Origin of the sequence: Thiomicrorhabdus immobilis, assembly GCF_021654855.1 — a bacterium.
In the GTDB taxonomy this organism is placed as follows: domain Bacteria; phylum Pseudomonadota; class Gammaproteobacteria; order Thiomicrospirales; family Thiomicrospiraceae; genus Thiomicrorhabdus; species Thiomicrorhabdus immobilis.
Genome location: NZ_AP024202.1, coordinates 622765 through 638203 on the forward strand (window position 1 = coordinate 622765; position 15439 = coordinate 638203).

Consider the following 15439-nt stretch of genomic DNA (forward strand, 5'->3'; position numbering starts at 1 on the left):
GCTAAGAACACATGAGAAAACTTTTCCTTCATATAGGGATGCATAAGACTGGTTCTTCATCTATACAGCAAACATTAGCCGCATTGCCACAAAATGGCAATGTGATCTATGCGTCTTTTGCAAATTTTGATAATCATTCACTTCCTTTTATTGGAATGTTTGCTGAAACTCCAGAAAAACATCATATTTTTAGAAGGCAAGGGAACTCTCGTAGTGAAATTAAAGCGGAAGCCATTGAACATAAGGCTAGTTTAATTGAACAGTTCAACAGATATAAAACCGAGAATTTCATTATTTCAGGTGAAGGGATTATTTATTTAAGCGAATCTGAGCTTTTAGATGTTTATGCGTTTTTAAAATCTTATTTTGATGAAATTATAGTCTGTGCTTATATCCGCGCACCAATAAGCTTTATGGAAAGCGCTTTTCAACAAAGGTTAAAAAATGGAAAGGCATCTTTTAATATTATAGGGCCTGATTATAAGAATAAATTTGCAAAGTTTGAGAAGGTGTTTGGGGCTGAATCCGTGCAATATTGGGCTTTTAATCAACGTGAATTGAAGAATGGTTGTGTTGTAGAGGATTTTTGTTCGAAAATTAATTTCAAGTTTTCTCCACAATTCATAAAACAGAAGAATATAGGCTTATCCTTAGATGCAATTAAAATACTTTACTATCTTAAAAAGAATGACATTGAAATTAGCAGAATTAGTAGAGGAATTCTAAAGGATAAACAACTTGTTCGTTTGCTTTCAAGTATTAAAGGATCAAAGTTAAGGTTTGGAAATGAATTGTCAGAAAAGCTTATAAGAGAAAATAGCCAAGATATTGCATGGATGCAAAAGAGGTTGGAAAGTTCCCTTAATGAAGATAACGAGTCCAATGGAGGGGGTATTAATTATGAGAAGGATTTGCTCAATGTTAATTTTAAATCTTCTTATAAATTTAGCCTTGCCGTTGTTCAATTTTTGGTTAAATCCTTGGGAACCAGTTTGGTTTTATTTGTAAAAAAGATACGATTGTATTGAGTTTTTTGTTTAGTAAGGTTTAGCAAAAAGTCATCAATAATTTAAATAAGCAATCTTATGTTTTACTGTATTGAATAGACTCGAGACAAATCAAATGACCAAAGCAGGTGTAGAAGGTTAAGAGAGGAACAAGCGGGATTGAGTGATCGCCTAGGTTATAGTTGTAAATCGTTGTGTGCGTCGTGTGTTTTTATGTGGTGTTGATTCGATTCAGGTCAAGATTACGAGCATTGTAGAGAATGGATTGACAGAAAGTAGACCCCCATGATTTTGACAAGCGTTTCATATATTCAAGGAATTCTATGAAAGTTAAATTAGTTGCAATAGCTAAAGATGAAGCGGCATATATCGCTCAATGGGTGTTTCACCACCTGCACTTTGGTTTTGATGCAATTGAAATTCATGTAAATCGAACTGAAGACAATTCTACTGTAGTACTAGAAAAGATTGTTTCTCAGTATCCAGATAAGGTGAGTTATCGTAATGCGGATTGGGTGGATATTGCTCCGGATTGTGTAAGTCGAGTGATGCAATATGCTGTTTATGCCGAAGCCTATCAGAGAACTAAATCTGAAGGAGAATTTACTCATATCTGCTTTTTGGATATTGATGAGTTCTGGACGCCTCGTGATTTTTGTAGTTCGGTTAAGAGCTGTCTTGAAAGTTTAGATAAAAATGTAAGCTCTGTCTCATTTAATTGGCTTAATGTTTTGGATGAGAAAATCGCATTCTCTTCTTTGACTAACCCTTTAAAGGTACAACCTGCATCGACAGTCAAATCAATTATTAATCTCAAATCTGATGTTTCTCGTGTTCAGCTTCATTTGTCTGAATTTTTAGACAATGATCATTTTTATGGGCATATTATGAATGATGGTCGAAGATTTAAGCATTCTGCAAAAGAGAGACAGCGTTTGGCGGAGTCGGAAAAGGATGTCGAGTATCCCTTTTTTATCCTTCATAGAATGTTTCGGACTCAAATAGAATATGTATCTCTGCTTTACCGTGGTAATCCCCGTGGAAATACGCCTTTTAAAATGAATAGGCCTGGCTATATCGTTACAGCTCTAAATCAAAAAGAAGTTATGTTTAATGGTGAGTTATATGCTGCGTATTTGGCGAAATATAAGTTATTTGAAGAGTCTCTAGGATTAATAGAAGATCTAAAGTCAGCGCAGAAAAATATAGAAGCTCGATTTGAAGACGCTATTAATCGACTTGAAGAAATTGACACGGCTGATTCAGTACATTTTGATGGTATTAAAAGGATTTTCTCTGGGGTTGAAGATAGTCGAGTTAAATCAGCGATACAAAAATTATCCCCTACGGTTGGGGTAAAAACTCAAGAAAGATTTTTGGTGAGTCGCTTTAAAAAAAATTTGAAACGTATTTTTTGAGTGTGTTCAAAATTCTGTGTCAGCATCGCCACTAATTCAGTAGACTCCTTTTAGCCCTGCGTCCGATTTTCTGAGAATGGCTATGATTTGGGGTTCGGTTAATCGAGATTTTTTCATCATAGTCTCCTGCGTTAATAATCGCAGAAAACTCCACTTATTGCTGTCTCATTTTAGGGGGAGCGGACAATGTGTAATTATCTTAAATTAATGACACAGAGTTCTGAATACTATCTATTTTCTAGCCGTTAAGTTCGCTTTTAATCTTTTCTGATAAATTTACAATAGTAGGTCCATTTGGACGAATCTCGCGTGCTTTTTCAATTAAGATTTGTGCATTCTCAAGATCGCCTCGATAATAACATTGGTAGGCAATATCTCTTAAAAAATCTACCGTTTGAGCATTAGGCATTTTTTTTAACTGATTTGGATTGAACCATATCTCTTTATTGGGAAGTTGATTAATATCATAATTAAGCATTTCAGCAAGTTTTAAGACTTCGTAGTCATTTAAACGTGTTATTTTTTTACTGATTTCTTTACAAATGTAGTTATAAATTTGGGGTTTTTGGCGTTCTAATTTTTCAAGAATGGCAGAAATTTCAAGAAACAATTCTTTTTGGTTTATGGTTTTTCGGTTTTCTGTATTTGTTGTTTTAAGAAAATTAGGGTTAATAGTCGTTAAATATTCATTTTGTATTTTCTGGTTCGACATAATGAATTTTTCAGTTAATCGAAGATAGGTTTGTTCGGAAATTCGCTCTGCCAATTTGTATTTTGGTTTAGTACTTTTGTCTGAAATACCTTGTAAAAACCAGTCAATTTCATTGTTTAGACGTTTTTGATTCTGGTCTAAAATGAAGTTTAACATTCGTTTTAGCTCTAGTGCGGCTAGGCAGTAACTATTGTTTACAGATGTGTTATTAATTTTAAAATATTTTTTTTGCGTGTCTTCATCAATACCAAGGGTGGATAAAAATAGATTTTGAATGGGTATATCTTTAAACACCTCTAAATCATATCCAAGAACGGTAAGGTGATTTTTACCAAATATGGAGACCCATTTCTCTAGAGTTTCGCCGGTATAAAAGTCAGCTGGTTTGTCTATTAGGTTCTGGCAAAAGGTTTCTAGTCGTGCTGTCGCAAAGTGGCGTTTAATCCCCTGATTGTAGTTTGAATAAATGGATTCGATGGGGTCACGAAAAAAAGAAATTATCTTGCAGCGATGATCACCAGCCATCTCTTTAAGTTGTGGTGCTCTATTAAATAAAGACTCAGCTGAAATTAACAAAGTGCACTGTTTTTGTTTAGCTTCTTTTAAGTAAGTCTCTAAGATAGCTTTTGCGGTATCAAATTCATTGTCTATTAACTTTTTACCTAAGATGGATTGGCCGCCTGAAATGCCATTTTCATCCACACCATGTTCGGGATAATAAAACCCAAAATTTTCTAGAATTGTTCGGTTTTCTAAAAGGTACTTTTGAATGGCTGATGACCCAGTTTTAGGCGCACCTATGTGAACTATTATGTCGTAATTTTTATTGAGTTGCTCTAACTGAGGTAATTTTATTTTTTTGCTTTTTTTTAGAAAATTGAACATAACGAATGCCTGAATATTTTTATTATTATTTTAATGCAAAGTTCTCATGAACTTGGGTGAGATTTCGATTGTAAGCTGCATCATGTTGTAAGCTTTTAACCCATTTACGCTTCATGTAGCTTACTTCTTCAGCTGCACGTTTTTGCTTTTTAGGCGTGTCTTCGTTACCACGTGAAATGGATTCATGATGATAAAGTTCTGCCCATGGCGTAAATAGGTTTTTATAACCTATTTTTTGCACGTTTAGACAAAAGTCCACATCATTGAAGGCAACGGTTAGGTGTTTTTCATTAAGGCCATTAACCTGTTTATAAACTGATTTTTTGACTAACAAACAGGCCGCCGTTACAGCAGAGTAGTTTTGGGTAAGGTGTAGTCTTGAAAAATAGCCAGGATTTTCTTTGGTAAAGTATTTATGAGAGTGACCAGCTACTCCTCCTATACCTAAGATAACACCGGCATGTTGGATGGTGTCGTCTGGGTAGTACAGTTTGGCGCCTACACAGCCAATATTTGGTCTTATGGCATGACTCACCATTTCTGTTAACCAGTCTTCTGAAATCACTTCAATATCATTGTTAATTAGGCCAATAATTTCACCATAGGCGTTTTCTACCCCAAAGTTGTTGATGGCGGAATAGTTAAACTTGTGGTTCCAATCTAACACTCTAATATTGGAGTGGCTTTTATCAAGCTCCTGCAAATAACTTAGGGTTTTTTTACAGGTTGATTGGTTGTTTAACACGACTATTTCATAGTTTTTGTAGGTGGTTTTTTCGCGTATGGATTGAATACAGTTTTTGAGTATTTCATAACCGTCACGAGTTGGAATCAGAAGTGATACTAGCGGGTTTACTTTGGGCAGTGGCCATTTACAGCGGTAGGTGTTGGCAAATGTTCCTTGGCTAACCATTACACCAGGATTGTTTTTGTCAAAATAGTTTTGTAGAGCCTTGATGCCGCTTGCTGTTGTGTAATCTTTAGCATCGGTATTTTGGGAAGTTGAGTTTTCGGTAGCACGCCAGTGATATAGAATCCACGGTAAATGCACAATCTCTTGGTCGGTTAGATTGTGGGTAAAACGTAGTAGCAGGTCGTGATCTTGACTGCCTTCTACTCCTAATGTGAAGCCATTTATTTCTCGTAGTCGGCTTATTTCGTAAACAGCGGGATGACCGATATAGTTTTGGCTATAGAGTAAGTCTGGATTCCAGTCTGGCTTAAAGTGCGGCATAAACCTAAAGCCGGCTTCGTCAATTTTGTCTTCATCTGCATAGTAAAGCTTGGCGCTAGGGTGTTTGTTAATTGCATCAACAAACAGCATCAAGGTATGTGGCGAGAGTTCATCGTCATGGTCGAGTAGTAAAGCGTATTGTCCGGTAGCTAACGCAATGGCATCGTTACTTGCTTGTGATATATGGCCATTTTGCTTGCGCTGCTCAAATTTGATTCTTGCATCTCTTTTAACGAAATTGTTAATGGCTTCAATGTGAGCCGTTTTGGGTGAAGCATCGTCTACAATGCACAATTCCCAATTGTCGTAAGACTGGCCTAATACCGATTTTATACAAGATTTTAAGTGATCTTTATCTGTGTTATAAGTGGGTAAAATAATTGAGATTAATGGTTGGTGCTTATCGTTTGATTGCTTTTGAGAAAGGAATTTATGTATTTTTACTTTTTCGTTTTTTTCTAACCAGGCCTGGTAGCTTTTGCTGCTTTCAGCTTTGGTGAATGTATTGGCATATAACTCGTTTAATTGATCAGTAAACGATATTTGATTCTCTTCGGCTTGTTTTTGAATAAGCCTTTTTACCGCTGTATGAGATTGTTGATTCAATTCACTGGTTAAATACTCTACTCTAATTAGCTGACGATATTGTGCATAAAATTTGGGTACTTTTACAAGGCGAAATGTTTTTACGGTAAATTCGCCTTGGTTTTCCAAAGGGTCAAATCTTAAGTAATCGATTCCCTCCTTTAGATAAAAGTAGCGGGTGATTTTTTTATGAGGCTTAAGAGGTAAATCAATGGCGTCTTGGTCTGCGGTGTGTTGGTTTTTATAAATAGGATAGAGTTTAGCGTTTTCAAACTGGCGAACACCTAAGTCGATATACAATAAATACCAACCTTTTTTTAATGATGTAGTCTTGACCAAGAAATGCGGATCTTCACTAAGCGACAACCAGGTTTGTTGCGAAATCTTTTCCAAGTCCTTAATGGGTTTTAATTGGATGTTTTTTGCAAGCTTTATTCCAATAAAATTTAATACCTTGGAATACCACGCCTGTAATCTGTATTTATTCATTAAAGAAGACTGTAATAATTTGAGGTTTGATTAAAGGGTACGCTATTATACTCTCTAATGTTGATTAAATAGAAAACTCTTATGGAACTTTCAGAACAAAGAATTACCCACCTAAAAAAATTAGAAGCCGAATCGATTCACATTATGCGAGAAGTGATTGCTGAGTTTGAAAATCCTGCAATGCTTTATAGTGTGGGAAAAGACTCTTCTGTTATGCTACATTTGGCTCAAAAAGCCTTTTATCCTGCTCCTCCACCCTTTCCATTAGTGCATGTTGATACGACTTGGAAGTTCAAAGAGATGATTGAATTTCGAGATCAGCGTGCAAAAGAGGTTGGTATGGAATTGATTGTTCATATCAACCCTAAGGGTAAAGAGTTGGATATCTCGCCTTTTGTGCATGGTTCTGGAATGCATACGGATATTATGAAGACGGAAGGCCTCCGTCAGATGTTGGATATTTATCAATACGATGCTGTATTTGGTGGTGCTCGAAGAGATGAAGAAAAATCTCGTGCTAAAGAGCGTATTTACTCGTTCCGCGATAAAAATCACCGTTGGGACCCTAAAAACCAACGTCCTGAACTATGGGATATTTACAATGGTCGCCACCAAAAAGGTGAATCAATTCGTGTGTTTCCTTTATCCAACTGGACTGAATTAGATATTTGGCAATATATCTATCTAGAAAGTGTGCCGATTCCTGATTTGTATTTTGCAAAAGAGCGTCCGGTTGTTGAGTATGGCGGAACTAAAATTATGGTCGATGATGACCGTATGCCAGAAGAGTTGCGCAATACCGCCAAAATGGAAAAGGTTCGTTTCAGAACATTGGGTTGTTATCCGTTAACTGGAGCAGTACCTTCGGAAGCGGCGACATTACCTGAAATTATTCAAGAAATGCTGTTAACTAAAGTGTCAGAAAGACAAGGACGTTTGATAGATCACGATGAAGCGGGCTCAATGGAGAAGAAGAAGATTGAGGGTTATTTCTAAGCAGAACTTAGAAATAAGTGAGTTAGTGGGCGGTAGGTAGTAAGCGGCATTAGTTTTTAAACTAAGGTTATTTTAATGAAATGTGAAACATTGGATGTTTGGAAGCGAAGTTGCCGTTTATCCGTTGAGGTTTACAAGTATTTTGCGGACTGCCGAGATTTTGGATTCAAAGATCAAATTAATCGTTTTTCTTTATCTGTTCCTAGTAATCTTGCTGAAGGTCTTGAGAAAGAGTCTGTAAAAGAGAATATTCGATATATTGAGATAGCAAGAGGTTCTGGTGCTGAGCTTCTTACACAAATTTATATTGCCATTGAGGTAGGTTATTTAGAAAAAACGCTAGGTCTTCAATGGAAATCTGAGATTAACCAAATTTCTAAAATGCTGAATGCATTAAAACAAAACTTAATAGGGAGGATGGGAGAGTAGTTAAGGTTATGCAATGTGCTAGGAAAGTCAGCACGGCTAACTACCCACTACATACTGCCCACTTAAAAAAATGGCCGTAGAAAAAACTAATTTATTAGAAACGGATATCGAGGGGTATCTTAAGCAGCATGAAAATAAAGAGCTTTTGCGTTTCATCACTTGTGGAAGTGTTGATGATGGTAAAAGTACTCTTATTGGTCGTTTATTGCATGACAGCAAAATGATTTTTGAAGATCAGTTGGCGGCAATTAATAAAGACTCTAAAAAACACGGCACCACCGGCGAAGAGGTTGATTTAGCTTTATTGGTTGATGGTCTGCAATCGGAGCGTGAACAAGGTATTACCATTGATGTTGCTTATCGTTATTTTGCAACGGATAAACGTAAGTTCATTATTGCCGATACTCCTGGTCATGAGCAGTATACGCGTAATATGGCGACAGGTGCTTCTACCGCCGATTTAGCGATTATCTTGATTGATGCGCGTTATGGGGTGCAAACCCAAACACGTCGTCACAGTTACATTACCAGTTTATTGGGCACCAAAAACATTGTGGTTGCGGTAAATAAAATGGATTTGGTTGACTTTAGCGAGCAACGTTTTAATGAAATTAAAGCCGAATATACCGTGTTTGCAAAAGAGTTGGGTATTGAAAATCCAATCTTTAGCCCTGTTTCGGCTTTAACGGGCGATAACGTGGTAAACCCTAGTGAAAATATGCCTTGGTTTACGGGTAAACCGTTAATGCAGTTGTTAGACACCATTGAAATTGGTGATGATACTGATTTAGAGCATTTCCGTTTTCCTGTTCAGTATGTGAATCGTCCTCATTTAGATTTTCGTGGCTTCTGTGGCACCATTGCCGCAGGCAACATTGCAGTTGGTGATGCGATAACGGTATTGCCTTCGATGAAAACATCAACCGTAAAACAGGTGATTCAACCTGCTACCAATACCGATGATATGGAAGTGAAAAGTGCTTTTGCACCCATGGCCATTACTTTAACCTTGAATGATGAAGTGGATATTAGCCGTGGCGATATGATTGTTAAAAGTTCAGATGTCCCTCAAATCGCGGATAATTTAGAAGTGATGTTGGTGTGGATGAACGAAGCAGCCATGCGTCCAGGTAATGATTACTTAATTAAGCGTGCAACCAACGTGACTACAGGACGTTTTAGTGCGATTGATTATAAAGTGGATGTCAATACTCTAGAGAAAACACCTGCTGAAAGCTTAGAGTTAAATGAAATTGCTCAATGTCAGCTAAGTTTGAATCAAATGATCTCATTTGATCCTTATGCTCAAATTAAAGGTACAGGCTCATTTATTGTGATTGATAAATATACCAATGCGACTTTGGCAGCGGGTATGATTGTGAATAAGCTTGATGCTGCTTCACAAAAAACTTTTACAAAAGAATATAGTGCGTTTGAACAAGATTTAAATGCTTTGATTAGACAACATTTTCCTGAATGGGAATGTAAATCTATTGCTGATGTTCTCTAATTATTTAGTTAGTGTAGGCAAGTGATGACAACGCTGATTCTTCTATCAGTAGTTCTATTATTGGGTTTATTGGCCTGGGGTAAAATCCAAGCCTATAAACTTTTTATGGGAATCTTACTGCTGTATTATGCATTCGATTTAATTCCACTCGAATCAATGCTGCAGAACTTTGTTAACCCTGCTTTAGTGACCTTAGCGTTGTTATTAATGGTGAGTCAGGTTTTAGAAAAAACCAATTTTTTTCAACTGATTTCCAGTTACCTTATTAGACCAAATGTACAAACATCTATTTTGAGAATGGGCGGGCTAGTCGGCTTTGGCTCTGCTTTTTTAAATAATACCGCTGTAGTGGCAACCTTAATGTCTTCAGTGGGTAAGTCTAAACAACATCCCCCTTCTAAACTTTTGATTCCTTTGTCATATATTGCCATTTTGGGCGGGACCATGACGCTGATTGGAACCTCAACACATTTGATTGTGAATAGCTTTGTGGTTCAAGCTGGTTTGCCAGCTTTAGAGGTTTTTGACTTTTTTTATGTGGGGGTGGTTTTACTTGTTGTAGGCTCCCTGACCATAGCGGTTTTAGCGCCGATTATTTTGCCTAAAATCAATATGGAACAAGTTCAAAGTAAGGACTACTTCATTGAAGCAAAAGTGTTGCCTGGTTCTGAAATCATCGGTAAAAGCGTTGAATCTGCTGGTTTAAGAAATTTAGAGGATTTGTATCTTGCCCAAGTGTTGAATGAGCAAGGTAGCGTAAAAGCCGTATCGCCAGAGTATATCATTCAAAACGGTGACCGTTTGATGTTTGCCGGTGATCCTAAAGCGGCATCTAAATTATTGTTAATTGACGGTGTGGTTTTGCCTGGTGCAGATGACTCTAAACGAATTGAACAACTTGTTGAAGTAGTAGTCTCTCATCAATCCACGTTAATTGGGCAAACCTTAAAATCGGTGAACTTCCGAAATAAATTTGATGCGGCTGTGGTGGCGATTCGTCGAGGAGACGAGCAGTTGGATAATCGATTATCTGAGGTTGAGTTGCAAGCTGGCGATGCGCTTATTTTGACTACGGGGCCAGACTTTAAAAAACGTGAAAACTTGGATAAAAACTTCTATTTTTATACCGAAGTGAACGCGCAACGTCATTTAAATACTAAAGAAAGCCTTATTGCTAGTATTGGTTTTATTGTGGTGATTTTATTGGCCGCAATGAATGTATTACCTCTAATAAAAGGCCTGATATTTTTGCTGGGTGGATTTTTACTGTTTAAATTGACCAATTTCAATGAGGTGAGAAGGCGATTGCCTTTTGAAATCATTTTGATTGTTGGTGCGGCTCTTGGAGTGGCACAAGTGATGATGGATTATGGGGTGGCTCAGCAACTTGCAGATTGGGTAATGTATGTGTTTAGCCCTTGGGGGTTGCTAGGTAGCCTTATCGGCGTGTATTTATTAACCATGTTGTTAACCGAAATGGTTACTAATAATGCAGCTGCCGCATTGGGAATTCCCATTGCATTGGCAACCGCGCATGCCCTAGACGCAAGTGCAATGCCTTACATCATGACAGTAGCTTACGCTGCAAGCGCGAGCTTTTTGACGCCTTATGGTTATCAAACCAATCTTATGGTTTACACCCCGGGTGGGTATCGGTTTTTAGATTATATAAAAATGGGGCTGCCAGTCAGTCTTGTTTATGGGATTACGGTAATCAGTCTCGTTCCCTTGGTTTTTCCGTTTTAGACAAAAACAGTGTGTAGTGAGTAGTAGGTAGTGAGTAGTAACGGCCCACTGCTAACTACTCACTGCTCACTATAAAATCAAAAAGAGTTTTTTATGCAAGATAATGAAAATATCGTTTGGCATGACCATCATGTTTCGCGAGCAGAACGCTCTGAAATGAAAAATCAAACACCATGCATATTGTGGTTTACAGGATTAAGTGGCAGCGGTAAATCTACGGTGGCAAATGCCGTTGAAAATTTATTGTTTCAAATGGCTAAACACACCTATTTGTTGGATGGCGATAATGTCCGCCATGGTTTGAATAAGGGGCTGTCGTTTTCAGAAGTAGATCGTGTTGAGAATATTCGTCGTGTGGGTGAAGTGGCCAAGTTGTTCAGTGATGCAGGGCTGATTGTGTTAACGGCATTTATCTCGCCTTTTGCCGCAGACCGAAATATGGTCAGAGAAATGACCAGGCCTGGTGAGTTTATCGAAGTGTTTATTGATACGCCTCTAGCAACTTGCGAACAACGAGATCCAAAAGGATTGTATAAAAAAGCAAGAGCTGGCGAAATCAAAGATTTTACTGGTATTGATTCACCTTACGAAGCTCCATCAAATCCAGAGATTCGCATTGTCAATGACGGCATCTCTATAGACAATGCTGCACAACAAGTGATTGATTACTTAAAAGAGAATAAATACATTTAAAGGAGTAAGTAGTGAGCAGTGGGTGGAATGCATTTAATCGCAAACCACTTACTACTTACTGCCCACTAGGTTATGTTAGAAAAAATTAATGTACAAGATATTGTTGGGCTAGCTAAAAAAGCTGGCGAGGCCATTATGGAAATTTATCAAAAAGATTTTGAGGTTGAGTTTAAGGCTGACGAATCTCCGTTGACTGAAGCAGATAAAAAGGCCAATGAAATGATTGTGACAGGCCTGGAAGCTTTAGGGTTGGGTATTCCCGTATTATCTGAAGAAGGTAAAAACATTCCTTATGATGAGCGTAAAGACTGGGAATATTTTTGGTTGGTTGATCCTGTTGATGGCACGAAAGAGTTCGTGAAAAAGAATGGTGAATTCACAGTTAATATTGCTTTAATACATAAAGAAGTTCCTGTTTTAGGTGTAGTGTATGCTCCGGCCTTAAATGAAACGTATTGGGCCAAAAAGGGTGAAGGTGCGTTTAAAGAACAAATGATTGCCGATAAAATGCAAACCTTTGCCTTGCCAAAACAACAAAACAGAAAAGAAGGTGAACTTGTTGTTGTGGCCAGTAAATCTCATATGTCACCTGAAACAAAAACGTTTATTGATGAATATGCGGTTGACTATCCATTGCTGACCACCCACTCAATAGGTAGCTCTCTAAAGATTTGTTTGGTAGCCGAAGGCGAGGCTGATATTTACCCAAGACTTGGGCCAACAATGGAATGGGATACTGGGGCGGCACATGCTGTAGTAATAGAGGCCGGAAAGACTTTTCAAGGTTATTCGATTGAAGATGGCTACTTTCCACATTTGTATAATAAAGAAAACCTGTTAAATGCATGGTTTGTTGTTCAATAATATGGTCTATTTAGTGAGTAGTGAGCAGTGAGTAGTGAGCAGTGAGCTAGTGGGCGTCTTTTAATCAAATACTGTCGACTAACGCCAACAACCAATGACCAACGACTAATTAAGTGAGTAGTTATATTGAGTACTGAACATAAAACTCGGGTTTATATTGTTGAGGAGCGAGAAAACCCTTCTACGGATTTTTTTGTTTTGCCACAGTTTGAATCAAGTGATTTTATAGTGACTCGTTATGCCTTTGATGAGTTGGTTTCAGCGGCCGAGTTAGAATATGCGATTGTTGTCTTTGTTCGGTATTTGCCTAATGCTTGGCGTAAATTGATTTCTGAAAATAGAGCGGTTTTACAATCGCTCTATTTTTTTATGGATGATGATGTTTTGGATTTGTCAGCCTCTAAAGGCATGCCGTTACGTTATCGTTGGAAATTGTTTAAACTGGCTGGCTTGCATAAGAACTGGTTGTTAAATCAACATGCATCGCTTTGGGTTTCTACACCGTATTTAAAAAATAAATACCAGGCCTGGTCACCTCTGGTAATTAAGCCTAAGCCACTGAAACCAATGTCTAATTCAATTAAAGTTTTTTACCATGGTTCAGCTTCACATAATGCGGAAATAGAGTGGCTATATCCGGTTATTAAAGAAGTATTGGAGCAAAACTCCAATCTTTGTTTTGAGATTATTGGCGGACAAGATGTTTATAAAAAATTTAAAACTTTACCAAGGGTGCAGGTGATTCATCCTATGGGGTGGGAGGCCTATCAGCATTTTATTCAACAGCCTGGTAGGCACATCGGTTTGGCTCCATTGTTAGATAATGACTTTAATCAGGCTCGTTCGCATACTAAAGTTTTTGATATTACCCGGGCGGGGGCGGTAGGTGTTTATTCTGCAGGGAGTGATTCAGCCCACTATATCAAGACCAAAGAAGAGAATAGTAATTCAGCAAATAAAGCTGGAATCATTTTGCCTTTAGAGCAAAAAAAGTGGGTAGAAGCCATTACTTGGTTGGCAAAGAACGAGCAAATAAGAACTCAGATGGTTAACTTTGCTAAGAGCGGATTAGAAGATATTTTTTAAGGTTTTTGTATGGATTTAGCGGTTAAATCGAATCAGCATGTAATAAGAAGATAGTAACGATGCCTTTAGAAATAATAAAAGGGGAGCAGGCCTGGCAAAATGTTCGCCATAATAAAGAAGCTAGATGGCCTGGGCTGAGTGGTAAAGAGCGGCTATATCCGGTTACTTCGGTAGGTTTGAAACCATCCTTTAAGTTAAAGAAAAGTGACTCTTTTTTTTGTATAGGTTCTTGTTTTGCCCGAGAAATTGAAAAAACGTTATTCAGTCTTGGGTTTGATGTTTTATCGGAAGTTGAACAGGTAGAAAATTCATCGCTTTCTAATAAATACAATTTGCCCACAATTCTTAATGAGTTGCAATGGGCTTTAGAGCCTGACCAGTCTTTTTCTGCTGATCTTCTTTTTAAACTACCAAATGAAATTACCGAAGATTGCCATTTGGCAGGTAGTGCGGTGACTGGTGATGTGGATTATATTGCAGAACTACACCGCTCTATTCAGTCATCATTTAAGCAGATAAAAAACGCAGATGTTGTGGTGTTAACATTGGGTTTAAGCGAGGTTTGGTTTGATAGGCAGTTAGGTATTTATCTTAATAAAGCACCAAGTCGAAGTTTAATTAAACTTAACGCTGACCGATTTGAACTACATACCCTTAACTTTAAAGAGAGTTATGAGTATTTAATTAATATTTATGAATTGTTAAAAAAGCATCTTAAACCCGATTTTAAAATTTTGGTTACGGTTTCTCCAGTGCCTTTGCAGTTAACATTTCGTGAGCTTGATGTGATTCCGGCAAACACTTATTCAAAATCAGTTTTAAGAACGGTGGTGGAAGAGTTTGTGGTTGCACAGTCGAATGTCGATTATTTTCCTAGTTATGAACTGGTGACTTTAAGTTACCCTCAAGTGGTTTGGGGGCAAAAAGATTATCGTCATGTAGATAGTTTGTTTGTTGATTACATCATGAGTGTGGTCATAGAGAATTATTTTGATGATGTTTCTACAAAGTCCATTGGTAAAACTTCAGAAATAGCAAAAAGCTACCTTTGTTTTAAAAACGGTTTTTCTAGCGAAGCTCAAAGCATGATTACAAACAGCAAACAGTCGGTTGCCAGAAAAAAACTGATGAGTTTGTATTTTAAGTTCTTAACGATTTTAAAAATGGATTCTCAAAAGATTCATAAACTGTTCATGATTAAACAGCATGTGAAAAAGGTCGGATTTAAACAAGGTTTGAGTTATCTATTGCCCTCTTTTTTTAAAAAGAATAAAGCGGCTTACTCTGTTGTTGGTTATGTGGATGAATGGAATGGCGAAAGTATTCACGGTTGGGCAGTCAGTAAAAGCAGGAGGGCAAGTTCAACTCGGATTAAAGTGATGGTAAATGGCGTTTGGATTGGGGAGTATGATGCCAATCTACCTAGACAGGACGTAGTGACTAAAATGGGTAATAACAAACTAAATTGTGGTTTTTCTATAGCGCTTAAACTTAATCGCGACACAGACATCTCGACTATCAGAGTGTTTGAAAAACAATCGGGTGATGAATTAAAAGGCAGCCCGTTTATCATTTCTAAAGATGAATATAAACAGAGATAATAAGAGATAATAATCGTTAAATGGTAATCTACTAGGAATAAAAAAGAGTAACTAGGAGTGTTTTTACCGTTATTTCCTGGGTATTGGAATGAACGGGAATTGGTACGACCGAGTGGATTCGAACCACCGACCCCCACCATGTCAAGGTGAGATGGTAGTATGTTTCTAGATGCAATCAAAAGCG

At 37.5% G+C, this 15439-nt stretch carries 12 protein-coding genes; 10 read left to right on the forward strand and 2 right to left on the reverse strand.

The features are described from left to right. Positions 1 to 11 precede the first annotated feature (11 nt). Positions 12 to 1028 (forward strand): hypothetical protein, encoded by a 1017-nt coding sequence (locus L6421_RS02715; protein WP_237262935.1) that lies wholly within the window; start codon positions 12 to 14, stop codon positions 1026 to 1028. 302 nt (positions 1029 to 1330) lie between these two features. Beyond that, on the forward strand, positions 1331 to 2425 hold the full coding sequence (locus L6421_RS02720; protein ID WP_237262937.1) for a glycosyltransferase family protein: 1095 nt from the start codon (positions 1331 to 1333) through the stop codon (positions 2423 to 2425). Positions 2426 to 2663: 238 nt separating this feature from the next. On the opposite strand, the gene L6421_RS02725 is transcribed toward L6421_RS02720, so the two are convergent. Together L6421_RS02725 and L6421_RS02730 are read right to left on the reverse strand one after the other, a co-directional pair. Beyond that, positions 2664 to 4022 carry a hypothetical protein gene (locus L6421_RS02725; RefSeq protein WP_237262939.1) on the reverse strand — a complete coding sequence of 453 codons (1359 nt, stop codon included), beginning with the start codon at positions 4020 to 4022 and terminating at the stop codon, positions 2664 to 2666. Between the two features lie 25 nt (positions 4023 to 4047). Then, a complete protein-coding gene (locus tag L6421_RS02730) occupies positions 4048 to 6330 on the reverse strand; it encodes a glycosyltransferase family 2 protein (RefSeq protein WP_237262942.1) in 2283 nt (760 codons plus the stop codon). An 81-nt stretch (positions 6331 to 6411) separates the two neighbouring features. Here L6421_RS02730 and cysD point away from each other — a divergent pair, with 81 nt between their 5' ends. The 8 genes from cysD to L6421_RS02770 all read left to right on the forward strand — a co-directional run bounded on the left by cysD (position 6412) and on the right by L6421_RS02770 (position 15255). Then, positions 6412 to 7326: a sulfate adenylyltransferase subunit CysD gene (gene cysD / locus L6421_RS02735; RefSeq protein ID WP_237262943.1), complete on the forward strand. Its 915-nt coding sequence runs from the start codon at positions 6412 to 6414 to the stop codon at positions 7324 to 7326. 75 nt (positions 7327 to 7401) lie between these two features. Continuing rightward, on the forward strand, positions 7402 to 7755 hold the full coding sequence (locus L6421_RS02740) for a four helix bundle protein (protein WP_237262945.1): 354 nt from the start codon (positions 7402 to 7404) through the stop codon (positions 7753 to 7755). Positions 7756 to 7825: 70 nt separating this feature from the next. Then, positions 7826 to 9265, forward strand: a complete 1440-nt coding sequence (cysN, locus tag L6421_RS02745) for a sulfate adenylyltransferase subunit CysN (protein WP_237262947.1) — start codon at positions 7826 to 7828, stop codon at positions 9263 to 9265. Positions 9266 to 9289: 24 nt separating this feature from the next. Continuing rightward, a complete protein-coding gene (locus L6421_RS02750; protein ID WP_237262949.1) occupies positions 9290 to 11011 on the forward strand; it encodes an SLC13 family permease in 1722 nt (573 codons plus the stop codon). A gap of 93 nt (positions 11012 to 11104) precedes the next feature. Beyond that, on the forward strand, positions 11105 to 11704 hold the full coding sequence (gene cysC, locus L6421_RS02755; RefSeq protein WP_237262951.1) for an adenylyl-sulfate kinase: 600 nt from the start codon (positions 11105 to 11107) through the stop codon (positions 11702 to 11704). A gap of 72 nt (positions 11705 to 11776) precedes the next feature. Further along, a complete protein-coding gene (gene cysQ / locus L6421_RS02760) occupies positions 11777 to 12568 on the forward strand; it encodes a 3'(2'),5'-bisphosphate nucleotidase CysQ (protein ID WP_237262953.1) in 792 nt (263 codons plus the stop codon). 126 nt (positions 12569 to 12694) lie between these two features. Next, positions 12695 to 13654, forward strand: coding sequence for a glycosyltransferase family protein (locus L6421_RS02765; protein WP_237262954.1), 960 nt, complete (start codon positions 12695 to 12697; stop codon positions 13652 to 13654). A gap of 59 nt (positions 13655 to 13713) precedes the next feature. Continuing rightward, complete coding sequence (locus tag L6421_RS02770; protein WP_237262958.1) at positions 13714 to 15255, forward strand: GSCFA domain-containing protein; 1542 nt, start codon at positions 13714 to 13716, stop codon at positions 15253 to 15255. The last annotated feature ends 184 nt before the right edge of the window (positions 15256 to 15439 follow it).

What these genes read in the sequence shown, in the direction of transcription:
- L6421_RS02770 (WP_237262958.1), top strand. Translation starts at nt 13,714, where the DNA reads ATGCCTTTAGAAATAATAAAAGGGGAGCAGGCCTGGCAAAATGTTCGC.
- L6421_RS02715 (WP_237262935.1), top strand. Translation starts at nt 12, where the DNA reads ATGAGAAAACTTTTCCTTCATATAGGGATGCATAAGACTGGTTCTTCA.
- L6421_RS02750 (WP_237262949.1), top strand. Translation starts at nt 9,290, where the DNA reads ATGACAACGCTGATTCTTCTATCAGTAGTTCTATTATTGGGTTTATTG.
- L6421_RS02725 (WP_237262939.1), bottom strand. Translation starts at nt 4,022, where the DNA reads ATGTTCAATTTTCTAAAAAAAAGCAAAAAAATAAAATTACCTCAGTTA.
- cysD (WP_237262943.1), top strand. Translation starts at nt 6,412, where the DNA reads ATGGAACTTTCAGAACAAAGAATTACCCACCTAAAAAAATTAGAAGCC.
- L6421_RS02720 (WP_237262937.1), top strand. Translation starts at nt 1,331, where the DNA reads ATGAAAGTTAAATTAGTTGCAATAGCTAAAGATGAAGCGGCATATATC.
- L6421_RS02730 (WP_237262942.1), bottom strand. Translation starts at nt 6,330, where the DNA reads ATGAATAAATACAGATTACAGGCGTGGTATTCCAAGGTATTAAATTTT.
- cysN (WP_237262947.1), top strand. Translation starts at nt 7,826, where the DNA reads ATGGCCGTAGAAAAAACTAATTTATTAGAAACGGATATCGAGGGGTAT.
- cysQ (WP_237262953.1), top strand. Translation starts at nt 11,777, where the DNA reads ATGTTAGAAAAAATTAATGTACAAGATATTGTTGGGCTAGCTAAAAAA.
- cysC (WP_237262951.1), top strand. Translation starts at nt 11,105, where the DNA reads ATGCAAGATAATGAAAATATCGTTTGGCATGACCATCATGTTTCGCGA.
- L6421_RS02740 (WP_237262945.1), top strand. Translation starts at nt 7,402, where the DNA reads ATGAAATGTGAAACATTGGATGTTTGGAAGCGAAGTTGCCGTTTATCC.